This window comes from Bacillus sp. N6 (assembly GCF_052805735.1).
In genome coordinates this window covers 4,433,397-4,448,986 of sequence record NZ_CM127843.1, presented here as the reverse complement: position 1 = coordinate 4,448,986, position 15,590 = coordinate 4,433,397, and the positions used below count along the sequence as shown (strand labels likewise).

Sequence of the window (15,590 nt, the reverse complement as noted above, 5' to 3'; positions counted from 1 at the left end):
TAAATATGTTCGTATCATATCGTTGGTTACAAGAGTATGTAGATATTAAAGATGTAACAGCACAAGAACTAGCAGACAAAATCACGAAAAGTGGTATTGAAGTAGAAGGCGTTGAAGTATTAAATAAAGGTGTAAAAGGTGTTGTAGTTGGTCACGTATTAGAATGTGAAAAACACCCAGAAGCTGATAAATTAAGCAAATGCTTAATCGATATCGGTGAAGAAGAGCCAGTTCAAATTATTTGTGGAGCTGCTAACATTGCAAAAGGTTTAAAAGTACCAGTTGCAAAAGTTGGTGCTGTACTTCCTGGTAACTTCAAAATTAAAAAAGCAAAACTACGTGGTGAAGCTTCTCACGGTATGGTTTGTGCTCTTCAAGAGCTTGGCATTGATGGAAAGTTAGTTTCAAAAGAATATGCAGATGGTATCTTCATCTTCCCAAGTGACGCTGAAGTTGGTGCAGATGCACTTGAAATTTTAAACTTACACGATGAAGTACTTGAGCTTGGTTTAACACCAAACCGTGCAGATTGCTTAAACATGTTAGGTGTTGCATATGAAGTGGCTGCTATTTACGGGCGAGAAGTAAAACTTCCAGCTATCGAATTACAAGAAACAGCAGAAAAAACTTCTGATTATATTTCTGTAAGTGTAGAAGCGAAAGAAGAAAACCCATTATACATTGCAAAAATGGTTAAAAACGTAAAGATTGGTCCATCACCAATGTGGATGCAAACTCGCCTTATGGCAGCTGGCATTCGTCCAATTAGCAACGTAGTTGATATTACAAACTACATTTTAATGGAATACGGTCAACCGTTACATGCATTCGATTACGATAAATTAGGTTCAAAAGAAATCGTTGTTCGTCTTGCAAAAGAAGGCGAAAAAATTGAAACGTTAGATGATCAAGAGCGTACATTACAAAGCCACCACCTTGTAATTACAAACGGAACAAAAGCTTTAGCTGTTGCTGGTGTAATGGGCGGAGCGGATTCTGAAGTTACAAATGAGACAGTAAACGTTCTAATTGAGTCTGCATACTTTGCAGGTCAAACAGTGCGTCGTACATCAAAAGACTTAGGTCTTCGTAGTGAATCAAGTGCACGTTTCGAAAAAGGAATCGACCCAACACGTACATTTGAAGCAATTCAACACGCAGCTGCTTTAATGGCGAAATATGCTGGCGGTGAAGCGCTTGAAGGTGTAGTAGAAGCTGACAACTTACAAGTACAAGAGCGTACAGTATCTGTTACTGCTGAAAAAGTAAACCGTGTATTAGGTACAAATATTTCTGCGAGTGAAATGGGTACAATGTTTACAAACTTGAAATTCCCATTCACAGAAGTAGAAGGAACATTCCATGTAAATGTACCAGCACGTCGTCCTGATATTGCAATTTCAGAAGACTTAGTAGAAGAAGTGGGCCGTCTATACGGTTATGACCACATTCCAGTTACATTACCTTCTGGAACGATGACTCGTGGTAAATTAACATCAGCACAAACGAAACGTCGTAAAGTACGTCGCTTCTTAGAGGGTGCTGGTTTATATGAAGCAATCACGTATTCATTAACAAGCGCTGACAAAGCGAAACAATACATGGTTGAGACAAACGAAAAAGCACCTGTAAACCTTGCGCTTTCAATGAGCGAAGAGCGTAGCCAACTTCGTTTAAGCTTAGTGCCACAATTGCTAGAAGCAGTTTCATACAATGTTGCTCGTAAAAACGACAGCGTTGCTTTATACGAAGTAGGTTCTATCTTCTTACCAACAGAAGAAGGAGAACTTCCGAAAGAAGAACAACACCTTGCAGGTGTTATGACAGGTCTTGCTCTTCACCATGCATGGCAAGGTGAGAAGAAAGTAGTAGACTTCTTCGTTATGAAAGGTGTACTAGAAGGACTATTTGACGTACTTGGCGTTTCAAACCAAATCACATATGCACCAGCAAAACGTGAAGGTATGCACCCAGGCCGTACAGCTGACATCGTATTAGATGGCGAAGTAATTGGCTTCATCGGTCAATTGCACCCAGAAGCAGAAAAACAATTAGATGTGAAAAATACATTCGTATTTGAACTATCTCTTGTAAAAGTATTCGGTGCAGACGCTGAAGAAACTTACTACTCAGCAATTCCGCGTTTCCCATCTATGACACGTGACATGGCTGTTGTGGTAACAAAAGAAACAAAAGCTGGTGAAATGAAGCAAGTCATTGCTGAAGCTGGCGGAGAACTTCTGAAAGACGTAACACTATTCGACTTATACGAAGGTGAAAAAATGGAAGAAGGCAAGAAATCACTTGCATTTTCTATGACTTACTTCGATGCAGAACGTACGTTAACAGATGAAGAAGTAACAGAAGCGCATAACCGTGTATTAACAACGGTAGAAGAGAAATTTGGTGCGGAGTTACGTAAGTAATTAGAAAATTGCCGGATTCATTCCGGCAATTTTTTTTATTGCACAATCGTCGAAAGATGTCGGTAAGTCGATATATTACAAAAATCGCTTATATATTTTCTGGCATCTTGCATCTTTCTCTCGAATGTAGTACATTAATTTTAGTTTAACAAAATGAAAGACGATGATAAGGAAAAGTAGTATATACTATAATCCAAAGCGAGTCAGGGGCGGTGAGAGCCTGATGAGGCGGTATATGTGAAGAACACCTTGGAGTTGCTAACCGAAATTGAATCTTGTATTCAAGAGTAGACTTAGACGGGAATCCGGCCTGTTACAAACCGGGAAGTATGTATTACATACGAGTTAAAGTTGGTCTTTATGACAAATTGGGTGGTACCGCGAAGTTTAACCTTTCGTCCCTTTATGGATGAAAGGTTTTTTTGTATTTAAATATATCAGCAAAGGAGAATTTCACTATGGAAAACACATTAGTAAAAAGTCTGTATAGAGATACAGAAAAGTATGCAGGTCAAACAGTACAAGTATCAGGGTGGATTCGTAACTTACGTGATTCAAAAGCATTTGGTTTCATCGAATTAAACGACGGTAGCTTCTTCAAAAGCGTTCAAATCGTTTTCGATACAGAATTAGAGAACTTTAAAGAAATTGCAAAGCTTCCACTTAGCTCTTCAGTGAAAGTAGAAGGTAAAGTAATTGCAACGCCTGGAGCGAAGCAACCATTTGAAATTAAAGCAGAAAAAATTGATATCGAGGGCTTATCAGATTCTGATTACCCACTTCAAAAGAAGCGTCATACGTTTGAATACTTACGTACAATCGCTCACTTACGTCCAAGAACAAATGCATTCTCTGCAACGTTCCGCGTACGTTCTATCGCAGCATTTGCGATTCACCAGTTCTTCCAAGAGCGTGGATTTGTACATGTTCACACACCAATCATCACTGGTAGTGATACAGAAGGTGCTGGCGAAATGTTCCGCGTAACAACACAAGATTTAAACAACGTACCAAAAGGTGAAGACGGACAAGTTGATGAATCAAAAGACTTCTTCGGTAAAGAAACAAACTTAACAGTAAGTGGACAGCTGAACGCTGAAGCGTATGCATTAGCATTCCGTGATGTATATACATTCGGACCTACATTCCGTGCGGAAAACTCAAACACAACTCGCCACGCTGCTGAGTTCTGGATGGTTGAGCCTGAGATTGCATTCGCTGAGTTAGGCGATGTAATGGATCTTACAGAAGATATGCTGAAATATGCAATGAAATATGTATTAGAGCATGCACCAGAAGAAATGGACTTCTTCAACAGCTTCGTTGATAAAACAGTTCTAGAGCGTATGAACAACGTGATTAACTCTGACTTCGGTCGCATCACATATACAGAAGCAATTAAAGTACTTCAAGAATCAGGTGCTGACTTCAAATACCCAGTAGAATGGGGTATTGACTTACAAACAGAGCATGAAAGATACTTATCAGAAGAAATCTTCAAACGCCCTGTATTCGTAACTGACTACCCGAAAGACATTAAAGCGTTCTACATGCGTATGAATGAAGATGGAAAAACAGTAGCTGCTACTGACCTTCTAGTTCCTGGCATCGGCGAATTAATCGGCGGAAGTCAACGTGAAGAAAGAATGGACGTTTTAGTAGACAGAATTAAAGAATTAGGTATGAACGAAGAGGACTACTGGTGGTACTTAGAACTTAGAAAATACGGTGGTACAAAACACGCTGGATTCGGTCTAGGTTTCGAGCGCTTCCTAATGTACATCACTGGTATGGCTAACATCCGTGACGTAATTCCATTCCCAAGAACTCCAGGTTCTTCTGAGTTCTAAAATATGAAAAAAGCGAGAGGATTTCCTCTCGCTTTTTTGTTTGCATAGTTTATGACCCCGTAGCAAAAAGTAACGCGAAGGGGTGAATATAAATGAGTAAAAAAGTAAAAAAAGATCATTCAAGATCGGGCCTAGGTTCTCCAGAAGTAGAAGGACAAGGAACGACGACACATGAAACAGGTTCTCATAAAGTACCTTCATCTAATAAGAAGCAGAAACGAAGCTAATATAACAAAGGAGAGTCTTAAGGGCTCTCCTTTGTTATGTGTTACATCATATTATCGTTAATTTCTTTTGTAATCTTATTTATGTCTTTGTCTAATCGATCGAAATAGAAAAACCACAGTAAACTTATGAACACGTAATAGATGGCCATAACGCTAAGGCTATCAGATATGTTTTCGAATGTGGATTTAGTAGTGAAGAAAGTGCCCCAAACAGTAGAAATAATGAAGTAAGAAAGTGGACCTACGAGGTGTATGAAAACATATAATAATTTTTTAACTTTCACAGCGTCCATATGAATTCCCTCCTTATGTAAACAATCCTTTTCTTCTAATCATGAATTCAAATTCCTCACAGAAGTGTTGTAGCTTGTTGTGCATCGTGTTTCACGATAAATTTTCGAATCCGAAAATTTAATAGGAATGATCTACCATATCTTTCGATTAAATTTTGGAACTCCTGTTGCTCACTTAATAGTTGGATATTCTCCCTAATTTTGAATTGTCTTTCATGGGATTACCTAGTAAGATGTTTAGAATCATTTATAGAAATAGTAATAGGAATTATCTTCTTTAATTTTAATAATATGTATATTTATGTTGTGACATAATTACAAGGACAATAGTAGGGTGAAACAAAAAACAGGAGTTTGTAGGCTCCTGTTTTTGTCGATACTATTTTAATAAGCGAAACGCCTTCTCCGTATTAGCGAAATGCAGTTTCACAAACTCGGGTAATCGTTCTTTACCAAGCTTTTGAATTAATTTAGCTGCGGCGATATCAACTTGTTTACCAGCACCTTTTGGAAGTGGCATACCAGCTTTTTTACTTAGTTCGTCAAACTGTTTTACGAATGAGTAGCGAGCTAAAATAGAAGCAGCGGCTACTGCTAAATGGACACTTTCGCCTTTCGTTGCGAAGTAAACATTTTCACGCTGTACCTGTTTTTGTTTTGCTAAATATTTATAGTATGTATCAGGTTGTGTGAATTGATCGATTAAGACGCCTTCAGGTTTTGTAGGTGCCATTTTAGCTAATAAGTTTGTAATAGCTTTATTGTGTAGTAAAGCTTTTAACTTACCTTGGTTGTTTCCTTTGTCAAATAGCTCGTTATATTTTTCATTATGAAGGACAAGGGAGCTGTAAGGAACAACGTGTAGAAGTTGTTTCGCAATGGCAGTAATTTGATCGTCATTTAAGTTTTTAGAGTCTTTTATACCAAGTTCTTTTAGCAGTGGAATTTGCTTTGCATCCACATATACAGCAACGACTGTCATCGGTCCAAAGAAATCTCCCGTACCAACTTCATCAGACCCTACAATAGACATTGTACCGATGGAAGCGGGCGGCGCATAACGATGGGAATCGACAGATTTTTTTACAGCTGTTTTCGGTGTTTGAGAGACAGTTTGCCAACGAGAAGCTTCTGCTTCAGCGCGGCCTCCTTGGAACATTACTTTTCCAGATTTATACGCTGTAATTGTGCAAGATGGTACCTTTGCCATGAAGATTCCGCCTTGTGGAATTTTTGGACTAAGCGAATGTTTATATTGTTGTTTCATGTCTTCAATTACTGTAGAATTTGTTTGAATTACGATAGAATTTGACATAATGGTCGCCCCTTTTTTTATATTGTTATTTTTATCATATCGGATTGTTCTTTCTGTTTCCATATTATGAAGGTTCATGGTATGATAAACTTTAGGATTCTGTACGTGATTGGAGGCCGGTGAGTTGTCACAACAAAAGGGAAAGAAAAGTCGAATTAATGTAGAAATCTATGGTCAGCAATATTCAGTTGTTGGCGATGAAAGTACAAGTCATATCCGCATGGTAGCAGCGATTGTGGATGATAAAATGCGCGAACTCAATGCCAAGAATCCTTCGCTTGACACGAGTAGACTAGCGGTATTGACGGCGGTAAACGTCATACACGATTACATAAAATTAAAAGAAGAACATGAGAAATTGAAAGAAAGTATGACAAAAAAAGGAATGGAATAACATGATTGATATTATTATCATTTTACTGCTTGTTATGGGATTTTTCCTCGGCTTACGCAGAGGGTTTATTCTGCAACTTGTAAAGTTAACAAGCTTTATTATCGCATACCTTGTTGCATACTGGTACTGTAAAGATTTAGCGCCAGCACTTGCGAAATTTATTCCGTATCCATTTGATAAAAACGTATCTGTTCCAGAATGGATTAATGCAAATAATATTGAGACAGTATTTTATCAAGCGCTTGCGTTTATCATATTGTTTATTATCACTAAAATTGCACTTTCATTACTTGGTAATTTGTTAAATATGTTTGCAGAAATACCGGTTTTAAAGCAAGTAAATGCGTTTGCGGGGGCAATCCTCGGATTTTTAGAAGTATATATTATTTTGTTTGTCTTAATTATCATTGGAAATATTCTTCCGATTGAACAGGTACAAACACCATTACAAAAATCATTAATTAGCAAAATAATTGTAGACGATACACCGATTCTATCTGAAAAGGTGAAGGAACTATGGCAGACAGGTAGCAGAGTATAACTTCTCTTTTTTCGGAAAGAGAAGTTTTTTTCTATGAAAGAAAGGCGGGGCAATGATGAAAGTAAATAAAAAACAAGTTATCAAATTATTAGAGACAATCGGGCTTTTTATGGAACTAAAGGGTGCGAATCCATTTAAAATATCTGCATTTCGTAAAGCGGCAGCAGCATTAGAAAGTGACGATCGTAGTCTTTCTGAAATTGAAGATTTCACAAAGATTCCAGGAATCGGAAAAGGAACAGCAGCTGTTATTCAAGAATATATAGAATCGGGAACATCTGAAGTATTGCAAGAACTTGAGAAAGAAGTACCAAGTAGCTTATTGCCGTTATTAAAACTACCAGGACTTGGTGGTAAAAAGGTGGCTAAGTTATATAAAGAACTTGGTGTTGTTGATATGGAATCGCTAAAAGCTGTTTGTGAGGAAAATAAAGTACAGGCTTTAGCAGGTTTCGGTAAGAAGACAGAAGAGAAAATATTAGAAGCAATCGATCAAGTAGGCTCTCGTCCAGAGCGTTTACCAATTGCGATGGTATTGCCTATTGCCGGGGAAATAGAGGAGAAATTGTCGAATATTGCTGAAGTAATTCGTTTCTCTCGCGCTGGTAGCTTACGCCGTGTTCGTGAGACAGTGAAAGATTTAGATTTTATCATTGCAACGACAGAACCAGCAGCGGTACGTGAGCATTTACTACAATTCGATAACATGATTGAAGTAATCGCGAGTGGAGATACGAAAGTTTCTGTCCGTCTTCAATATGAATATGATATTTCAATCGATTTTCGTTTAGTAAAACCAGAAGAGTTTATTACAACTCTTCACCATTTCACAGGATCAAAGGACCATAACGTAAAAATGCGTCAAATCGCAAAAGATAAAGGCGAGAAAATTAGTGAGTACGGTGTAGAGAACTTGGAAACAGGTGAAGTGAAAACATTTGAGACTGAAGAAGACTTCTTCGCTCATTTCGGTCTGCCATTTATTCCGCCAGAAGTGCGTGAAGATGGAAAAGAAATTGAATTAATTAAAGAGTATCCAAACTTAATTCAGTTTTCCGATATACAAGGTGATTTACATATGCATACAACTTGGAGTGACGGTGCTTTTTCTATTGAAGAAATGGTACAAGCGTGCCGTGCTCGTGGATACAAGTTTATGGCGATTACTGATCACTCGCAATACTTGAAAGTAGCGAATGGTTTAACGAAAGAGCGTCTTCGTGAGCAAGCGAAAGAAATTGAACGTATGAATGAAAAGTATCCAGACATTACAATTTTACGCGGAATTGAAATGGACATTTTACCAGATGCCTCGCTTGATTTTGATGATGAAGTATTAGAAGAATTAGACTATGTCATTGGAGCGATTCACTCTAGCTTCTCACAAGACCGTGAAACGATTATGAAACGTCTGCGTACTGCACTTGAGAATAAACATGTCACAATGATTGCCCATCCGACAGGACGTCTTCTCGGGCGCCGTGAGGGTTATGATGTAGATACAGATTTATTAATTGAACTCGCAAAAGAGACAAATACAGTTTTAGAATTAAATGCGAATCCGAACCGTCTAGATTTAAGCGCGAAATTATTAAAACAAGCACAAGACGCTGGTGTAAAAGTAGCGATTAATACGGATGCTCATACACTTGAAATGTTAGAAGATATGGAAACAGGTGTAGCTGCAGCACGTAAAGGTTGGATTCAAAAAGATAACGTGATTAACACATGGGATATTGAACGTTTATTAGACTATATTAAACGTAATAAGTAACACAAGGGGGACCTGCAACATGTTAGAAAGAACGTTGCGTGTATTAGAATACAATAAAGTAAAAGAACAATTACTTGAACATACAGCCTCTTCACTTGGCCGTGATAAAGTGAAGAATTTAGTGCCGAGCACTGATTTTGAAGAAATTGTAGAAATGCAAGATACAACGGATGAAGCAGCGAAAGTCATTCGTTTAAAAGGTAGTGCACCATTAGGTGGCATTACGGATATTCGCTCAAATGTGAAGCGTGCAAAGATTGGAAGTATGTTAAGCCCTAATGAACTACTTGATATTGCGAATACGATGTATGGTAGTCGTAATATGAAACGTTTCATTGAAGATATGGCTGATAACGGTGTCGAGCTTCCGATTTTAGAAACTCACGTCGCTCAAATTGTATCTTTATATGATTTAGAAAAGAAAATTACAAATTGCATCGGTGATGGCGGTGAAGTAGTCGATAGCGCGAGTGATAAACTGCGTGGTATTCGTACTCAAATTCGTACTGCGGAAAGCCGTATTCGTGAAAAGTTAGAAAATATGACGCGTTCTTCAAACGCACAAAAGATGCTGTCTGACTCGATTGTAACGATTCGTAACGAACGTTACGTAATCCCAGTAAAGCAAGAATACCGCGGCGTATATGGCGGTATTGTTCACGATCAATCTGCTTCTGGACAAACGTTATTTATTGAACCACAAGTAATTGTAGAATTAAATAATGCACTACAAGAAGCACGAGTGAAAGAAAAACAAGAAATTGAACGCATCTTATTAATGTTAACAGAAGAAGTGGCAGTAGAAGCCGATATCGTTTTATCAAACGTAGAAGTAGTTGCAAATCTTGATTTCATCTTTGCGAAAGCTTTTTATGCGAAACGAATTAAAGCAACGAAACCAATTGTAAATAACGAGCGTTATATGGATTTAAGACAAGCTCGTCACCCGCTAATCGATCCAGAAATTATTGTGCCAAATAACATTATGCTAGGTAAAGATTTCACAACAATTGTTATTACAGGACCGAATACAGGTGGTAAAACAGTTACGCTGAAAACAGTTGGTATTTGTGTATTAATGGCGCAATCTGGTCTTCACATTCCAGTAATGGATGAGTCAGAGATTTGTGTATTTAAAAATATCTTTGCTGATATCGGTGATGAGCAGTCGATTGAACAAAGCTTAAGTACGTTCTCCTCACATATGGTGAACATTGTAGATATTTTAGAAAAAGCTGATTTTGAAAGCTTAGTTTTATTTGATGAATTAGGTGCTGGAACAGACCCGCAAGAAGGTGCTGCACTAGCAATTTCGATTTTAGATGAAGTATGTAACCGCGGTGCTCGCGTTGTTGCTACGACGCATTACCCAGAATTAAAAGCATACGGATACAACCGTGAGCAAGTTATTAATGCGAGTGTTGAGTTTGATGTAAATACATTAAGTCCAACTTATAAGTTATTAATCGGTGTACCAGGTCGCAGTAACGCCTTTGAAATTTCGAAGCGCCTTGGATTATCTGATCGCGTTATTGATCAAGCACGTAACCACATTAGTACAGATACAAATAAAATTGAAAATATGATTGCGAAGTTAGAAGAAAGCCAGAAGAACGCAGAGCGTGACTGGAACGAAGCAGAGGCACTTCGCAAACAATCTGAGAAACTTCATCGTGAGTTGCAACGTCAAATTATTGAGTTTAACGATGAGCGTGATGAAAAATTATTAAAAGCGCAAAAAGAAGGGGAAGAAAAAGTCGAAGCTGCGAAGAAAGAAGCAGAAGGTATTATTCAAGAACTTCGTCAATTGCGTAAAGCACAGCTTGTAAATGTGAAAGACCATGAGCTTATTGAAGCGAAGAGCCGTCTAGAAGGAACAGCGCCAGAGCTTGTGAAGAAACAAAAAGTAAACGTGAAAAACACTGCGCCGAAACAACAGTTACGCGCAGGTGATGAAGTAAAAGTATTAACGTTCGGTCAAAAGGGTCAATTACTTGAAAAAGTAAGTGATACAGAGTGGAGCGTACAAATCGGTATTCTGAAGATGAAAGTAAAAGAATCTAACATGGAATACATTAACACACCGAAGCAAACAGAGAAAAAAGCAGTCGCAAGTGTGAAGGGTAGAGATTACCACGTTTCATTGGAACTTGATCTTCGCGGTGAACGTTATGAAGATGCAATGATGCGCGTTGAAAAATATTTAGACGATGCCCAGCTTGCAAGTTATCCTCGTGTATCAATCATTCACGGTAAAGGAACAGGAGCGCTTCGCCAAGGTGTACAAGATTACTTGAAGAAGCACCGCGGCGTGAAGAATTACCGTTACGGTGACATGGGCGAGGGAGGCCTAGGCGTAACAGTTGTCGAATTAAAATAGCAAACAACGAAACAAAGGGGAAACCATTATATGTTTATGGACAAACTTGCAAAAGTATTGTTAGCTTGTTGTGGAATATTTTTGGTGATTGGGGTTATTTATTTAGTTGTTTTTGCGAAGTGAAAAAGCGTCAATCGTGGCATAATGATATTGCCATAGATTGACGTTTTTATTATATATGAAAAGGAACAAAACATGAAAATCAACCAATACATAAGCGAAGCAAAATCATGCTCAAGACGTGAAACAGACCGCCTTATTAAAGGTGGACGCGTGGCTATTAATGGCGAAATATGTACGCACGGTGCACTTGTGAGCGATGGTGATGTTGTAACGATTGATGGACAGGGTATTGCGAAAGAAGAGAAAGAAAAGGTGTATATCGCATTTCATAAACCAGTCGGAATTACTTGTACAGCAGCTGATCATATTGAAGATAATATTATTGATTATATCAATTACCCAGAGCGAATCTTTCCAGTTGGGCGATTAGATAAAGCATCAGAAGGACTTATTTTATTAACGAATGATGGCGCGATTGCCAATCAAATTTTACACGGTGATCACGAACACGAGAAAGAATATGTTGTCACAGTCGATAAACCTTTTACGGACTGGTTTATTGATGAGATGTCCAGCGGTGTAAAGATTAAAGATGGTATGACGAAGCCGTGCAAAGTGACGAGAGTCGATCAATCAACATTTCGTATCGTTTTAACGCAAGGAATGAACAGGCAAATTCGTAGAATGAGTCGTGCTTTCGGATTTACTGTAATAAAGCTAAAGCGAGTGCGCATTATGAATATAGAGCTAAATGAGCTTGGAGTAGGAAAATGGCGGAACATTGCAACTGAGGAATTAGAGATATTAAAAAGGCAGTTATAGGGAGGAAAAATTTTCTCCCTATATTTTTTTGTCAGAAAAAATAAAACTATTGATTTTTTAAAAAATAGCCCATATAATAAAAAACAACAAGTTTCGACAAGATATTTTATAAAAGTAATGATGAGGACATGAGTTGTATTTTACGATTCTCAGAGAGGGGAGCCTTAGGCTGTGAGCTTCCTAATACGAAAAGACAAGCTTACCACCTCTAAACTTCAAGAGTGAACTGCATGCATGATGCATTGTAATTCTTGACGGATAAAACCGTTATCAATTTACACGAGCTATAAAATGAGCTTATTTTGCTATAAATTCATTTTATTAGAATAAGGGTGGAACCACGATTTCAACACTCGTCCCTTTGTTAGGGACGGGTGTTTTTTGCGTTCTTTTACGGGGAAGTATGCTTGAAAGAGGATATGTGACGGATTTTAATTCAGAATATTTTGTCAATTAATTATTTTAGGAGGTTAGTAGAAATGAAATCATCTTTAAAGTTTTCAGAGATGTTTGCAATAAGTTTAATGTTATTTGCACTGTTTTTTGGTGCAGGCAATATGATTTTTCCACCAGCGTTAGGGCAAGGTGCTGGAACGGACGTATGGATCGCGCTGTTTGGTTTTATCGTAACAGGGGTTGGACTACCTTTATTAGGAGTAATTGTTATAGCTTTAAAGGGAGATATTAATGAGCTAGCAGGACGTGTACATCCTATATTCGCACTTGTTTTTATCACTGCAATTTATTTATGTTTAGGCGTATTCGTAAGTGTGCCGCGTACAGGAACAGTAGCTTATGAGATGAGTGTTGCACCGTTTTTACCAAGTGAGATAGCTGGTCAGTCATATCCACTTGTTATCTTTACACTTATTTTCTTTGCAGTCACTTTCTATTTAGCTTTAAATCCTTCGAAATTAGTGGGGCGTATTGGTAAAGTACTAACTCCAATATTATTAGCAGTTATTGCAATTATCGTAGGTAAAGCACTTATTACACCAATTGGAGAATTTGGTGCACCGACAGAAGCGTATAGTGCTCCTCTCTTCAAAGGATTTATTGATGGATATTTAACTTTAGATGGACTTGCAGCACTTGTTTTCGGAAATGTTGTAATTCATGCGTTAAAAGAAAAAGGCATTACAAATAAAAATAGTATTGCAAAAGTAACAATCTTTGCAGGATTTATTGCAGCACTTGGTTTACTACTTGTATATTTAGCGCTTGCGTATCTTGGAGCTTCTAGTGTATCGCTTGGAATGGGCGCAAACGGAGGAATTATTTTAACAAATGTCGTGAATCATTTATTTGGTAGCTACGGAACTTTATTACTAGGGATCGCAATTACAGCAGCATGTTTAACAACTTCTGTAGGTATTGTTGCAGCTTGTGGTGATTACTTCTCTTCCTTATTACCAAAGCTTTCTTATCAAAAAGTCGTTTTCATTTTCTGTGTATTAGCATTTATGGTAGCAAACCTTGGGTTAACTCAGTTAAATGCATTAGCATTACCAATCTTAATCGCCATTTATCCAATTGGAATCGTACTTATCGTATTATCACTTGTTGAAAACTACGTTCGTCTTCCATTAGCGATGTATGTGGGCGGGATTGTAGGAGCATTTGCAATAAGTTTCTTTGATGGGTTACACAATGCAAACCTTCAAATTGCAGCGCTAGCACCTATTTTAGATAAGATTCCATTATATAGTGTAGGAATTGGTTGGTTAGTTCCAGGCATAATCGGTATAGGATTTGGTTATATAATTTCTAAGTTTCAAAAGCAGGAAATTGCTGTAGAAAAATAGAGAAAAGAGGCTTTCTATAATAGAAAGTCTCTTTTTTTGTAGAAAAAGCCACATATAGAGAAATTCAGATATTAAAAATTTTATACGTAATATAGTTGACAAAAAATTTATGAGTAGGCTAAGATTGACTTAGTTGTGGAAATATTGGAAGGGAAGTGAGGGAAAAGGGTTTTCTATAACTAAAGTGTTGTTAGGGGGAAGAGGTGAAAGAAGAGGAGAAGAGATAGTTTATTTTTTTTGATTTATATTGAGAATGATAATCAATAAATAAGTTTTGAAATTTTTTCTCAGTTTCTATGCCTTCATATAAGGAATAGGGTGAGATATTATTTTTAACATTCAATGAGAATGATAATCAATAATGCTTATATTACATAAAAGAATGCTAATTAAATAATAGGTAGAAGAGATTATTTTTTTCTTATAAATTGAGAATAATTATCATTTTCAAAAAGTGAAGTGAAAGATAACAAAGGAGGAAACAAGAAAAATGAAAAAGGTTTCTGTATTACCCGCTTTTATTATAACGTTCGTATGTATGCTAGCTTTTCTTGTAATGCCATACGGGAATGCTTCAGCAAAACTAGCTGATGGTACTTACGATATTAATTACGTAATTCAAAAAGCGGAAAATGATTCAGCTTCAATGGCAAATGACTATTTTGAAAAGCCAGCAAAATTAATAGTGAAAAACGGTGAGATGAGAGTACAAGTTCCGATGAATCATAGTGCTTGGATTACAGAATTTAAAGCACCAGAGAACGGGAATTTTGTTGATGCGAAAGTTGTTAGTAAAGATGAATCGGCAGATAAAAGAACAGTAGAGTTTAAAGTAGATGATTTATCCAAACCAGCAGCTGTAAAAATTCATGTTGTTGTACCAAATGCAAACTATGACCACCACTACACAATTCGTTTTGCTTTTGATGCAAATGTAAAAGCTGTAGGTGGCGATAACGGCGTAGCTGCTACAACAAAAAATAATGATCAAGCGAAAACAGATACACAAGTAAAAGAAGAGAAAACAAAAGTAGAGAGTAAGGAAACAGCTAAAGAAGCGAACAAAGAAACAAAAAATGAAAATGGAAAAGCTGAAAAAACAGATAACCCAAAAACAGGCGATGAAGCACGTATTGGATTGTTTACAGCGTTAATTCTTATTTCAGGTGCTTTCTTAATTCGTAAAGTGAAATTGAGTAAATAAATCTTTTGAAGGGTGATGAATATATGTTTAAACAATTTAAAATGATTATTGCCGTATTTGCCGTTTTATTTACGTTTATCGCAACACTAGGTTTACAAGATGCAAAGGCTGCTACAAAACTAGCTGATGGAAAATATAATATTGCTTTTACTGTATGGAAAGGCGATAAAGATGAATCGTCTAGAATGAATAGTTATTTTGAAAGCCCAGCAACATTAACAGTTAAAAATGGAAAACAATATGTTTCATTTAAAGTGAAAGATAGTGCTTCTATTAAAAGTTTCCAAGTAGAAAAAGATGGTCAATTTTTAGAAACAACCGTGTTAAGTGAAAACAAAAAAGATAATACTAGAGTTGTAGAATTTGAAGTTGCTGACTTGTCAAAAAAACTAAATGGCAAGGTGAAAATTAATATTCCAATTATTAATTATAATGCTTCGTATGATATTCGCTTTGTATTTGATGGGAACAGTATTAAATAATTTTCAAAAGGGAG

Annotated in this window: 13 protein-coding genes, 1 pseudogene and 2 other annotated features; of the genes and pseudogenes, 11 read left to right on the top strand and 3 right to left on the bottom strand. The window is 37.0% G+C overall.

The window, feature by feature from the left end; translation table 11 throughout:
• Positions 1-5: 5 nt before the first annotated feature.
• The 3 genes from pheT to ACUXVC_RS22890 all read left to right on the top strand — a co-directional run bounded on the left by pheT (position 6) and on the right by ACUXVC_RS22890 (position 4,503).
• Positions 6-2,426 (top strand): phenylalanine--tRNA ligase subunit beta, encoded by a 2,421-nt coding sequence (gene pheT, locus ACUXVC_RS22900; protein WP_144465108.1) that lies wholly within the window; start codon positions 6-8, stop codon positions 2,424-2,426.
• 154 nt (positions 2,427-2,580) lie between these two features.
• Positions 2,581-2,832, top strand: a binding site (T-box leader).
• Positions 2,833-2,884: 52 nt separating this feature from the next.
• On the top strand, positions 2,885-4,276 hold the full coding sequence (gene asnS / locus ACUXVC_RS22895; RefSeq protein ID WP_000432189.1) for an asparagine--tRNA ligase: 1,392 nt from the start codon (positions 2,885-2,887) through the stop codon (positions 4,274-4,276).
• Positions 4,277-4,368: 92 nt separating this feature from the next.
• Positions 4,369-4,503: a YuzL family protein gene (locus ACUXVC_RS22890; protein ID WP_000039588.1), complete on the top strand. Its 135-nt coding sequence runs from the start codon at positions 4,369-4,371 to the stop codon at positions 4,501-4,503.
• A 41-nt stretch (positions 4,504-4,544) separates the two neighbouring features.
• On the opposite strand, the gene ACUXVC_RS22885 is transcribed toward ACUXVC_RS22890, so the two are convergent.
• The 3 genes and pseudogenes from ACUXVC_RS22885 to rnhC all read right to left on the bottom strand — a co-directional run bounded on the left by ACUXVC_RS22885 (position 4,545) and on the right by rnhC (position 6,111).
• Entirely contained in the window at positions 4,545-4,796 is a 252-nt protein-coding gene (locus tag ACUXVC_RS22885; RefSeq protein WP_000340262.1) for a hypothetical protein, read from the bottom strand.
• A 13-nt stretch (positions 4,797-4,809) separates the two neighbouring features.
• A pseudogene (locus ACUXVC_RS22880) lies at positions 4,810-5,043 on the bottom strand (hypothetical protein).
• Between the two features lie 132 nt (positions 5,044-5,175).
• Positions 5,176-6,111, bottom strand: coding sequence for a ribonuclease HIII (gene rnhC, locus ACUXVC_RS22875; RefSeq protein WP_144465107.1), 936 nt, complete (start codon positions 6,109-6,111; stop codon positions 5,176-5,178).
• Between the two features lie 124 nt (positions 6,112-6,235).
• Between rnhC and zapA the strand changes: the two genes are divergently transcribed.
• From zapA to ACUXVC_RS22835, 8 genes are all read left to right on the top strand, one after another.
• Positions 6,236-6,505: a cell division protein ZapA gene (zapA, locus tag ACUXVC_RS22870; RefSeq protein WP_000082701.1), complete on the top strand. Its 270-nt coding sequence runs from the start codon at positions 6,236-6,238 to the stop codon at positions 6,503-6,505.
• A 1-nt stretch (position 6,506) separates the two neighbouring features.
• Positions 6,507-7,046: a CvpA family protein gene (locus tag ACUXVC_RS22865; RefSeq protein WP_144465106.1), complete on the top strand. Its 540-nt coding sequence runs from the start codon at positions 6,507-6,509 to the stop codon at positions 7,044-7,046.
• Between the two features lie 55 nt (positions 7,047-7,101).
• Positions 7,102-8,820 (top strand): DNA polymerase/3'-5' exonuclease PolX, encoded by a 1,719-nt coding sequence (gene polX / locus ACUXVC_RS22860; protein ID WP_000867533.1) that lies wholly within the window; start codon positions 7,102-7,104, stop codon positions 8,818-8,820.
• A 19-nt stretch (positions 8,821-8,839) separates the two neighbouring features.
• Positions 8,840-11,200 (top strand): endonuclease MutS2, encoded by a 2,361-nt coding sequence (locus tag ACUXVC_RS22855; protein WP_016080118.1) that lies wholly within the window; start codon positions 8,840-8,842, stop codon positions 11,198-11,200.
• Between the two features lie 195 nt (positions 11,201-11,395).
• Complete coding sequence (locus tag ACUXVC_RS22850; RefSeq protein ID WP_144465105.1) at positions 11,396-12,085, top strand: 23S rRNA pseudouridine(2604) synthase RluF; 690 nt, start codon at positions 11,396-11,398, stop codon at positions 12,083-12,085.
• A gap of 108 nt (positions 12,086-12,193) precedes the next feature.
• Positions 12,194-12,449 (top strand) — a binding site (T-box leader).
• Positions 12,450-12,564: 115 nt separating this feature from the next.
• Positions 12,565-13,890, top strand: coding sequence for a branched-chain amino acid transport system II carrier protein BrnQ6 (gene brnQ6 / locus ACUXVC_RS22845; RefSeq protein WP_071731434.1), 1,326 nt, complete (start codon positions 12,565-12,567; stop codon positions 13,888-13,890).
• Positions 13,891-14,380: 490 nt separating this feature from the next.
• Positions 14,381-15,094: a heme uptake protein IsdC gene (gene isdC / locus ACUXVC_RS22840; protein WP_053563579.1), complete on the top strand. Its 714-nt coding sequence runs from the start codon at positions 14,381-14,383 to the stop codon at positions 15,092-15,094.
• A 23-nt stretch (positions 15,095-15,117) separates the two neighbouring features.
• On the top strand, positions 15,118-15,576 hold the full coding sequence (locus ACUXVC_RS22835) for an NEAT domain-containing protein (protein WP_050844565.1): 459 nt from the start codon (positions 15,118-15,120) through the stop codon (positions 15,574-15,576).
• Positions 15,577-15,590: the final 14 nt, after the last annotated feature.

Coding starts and splice junctions, on each gene's coding strand:
- pheT (WP_144465108.1), top strand. CDS start 6: ATGTTCGTATCATATCGTTGGTTACAAGAGTATGTAGATATTAAAGAT.
- asnS (WP_000432189.1), top strand. CDS start 2,885: ATGGAAAACACATTAGTAAAAAGTCTGTATAGAGATACAGAAAAGTAT.
- ACUXVC_RS22890 (WP_000039588.1), top strand. CDS start 4,369: ATGAGTAAAAAAGTAAAAAAAGATCATTCAAGATCGGGCCTAGGTTCT.
- ACUXVC_RS22885 (WP_000340262.1), bottom strand. CDS start 4,796: ATGGACGCTGTGAAAGTTAAAAAATTATTATATGTTTTCATACACCTC.
- rnhC (WP_144465107.1), bottom strand. CDS start 6,111: ATGTCAAATTCTATCGTAATTCAAACAAATTCTACAGTAATTGAAGAC.
- ACUXVC_RS22865 (WP_144465106.1), top strand. CDS start 6,507: ATGATTGATATTATTATCATTTTACTGCTTGTTATGGGATTTTTCCTC.
- polX (WP_000867533.1), top strand. CDS start 7,102: ATGAAAGTAAATAAAAAACAAGTTATCAAATTATTAGAGACAATCGGG.
- ACUXVC_RS22855 (WP_016080118.1), top strand. CDS start 8,840: ATGTTAGAAAGAACGTTGCGTGTATTAGAATACAATAAAGTAAAAGAA.
- ACUXVC_RS22850 (WP_144465105.1), top strand. CDS start 11,396: ATGAAAATCAACCAATACATAAGCGAAGCAAAATCATGCTCAAGACGT.
- brnQ6 (WP_071731434.1), top strand. CDS start 12,565: ATGAAATCATCTTTAAAGTTTTCAGAGATGTTTGCAATAAGTTTAATG.
- isdC (WP_053563579.1), top strand. CDS start 14,381: ATGAAAAAGGTTTCTGTATTACCCGCTTTTATTATAACGTTCGTATGT.
- ACUXVC_RS22835 (WP_050844565.1), top strand. CDS start 15,118: ATGTTTAAACAATTTAAAATGATTATTGCCGTATTTGCCGTTTTATTT.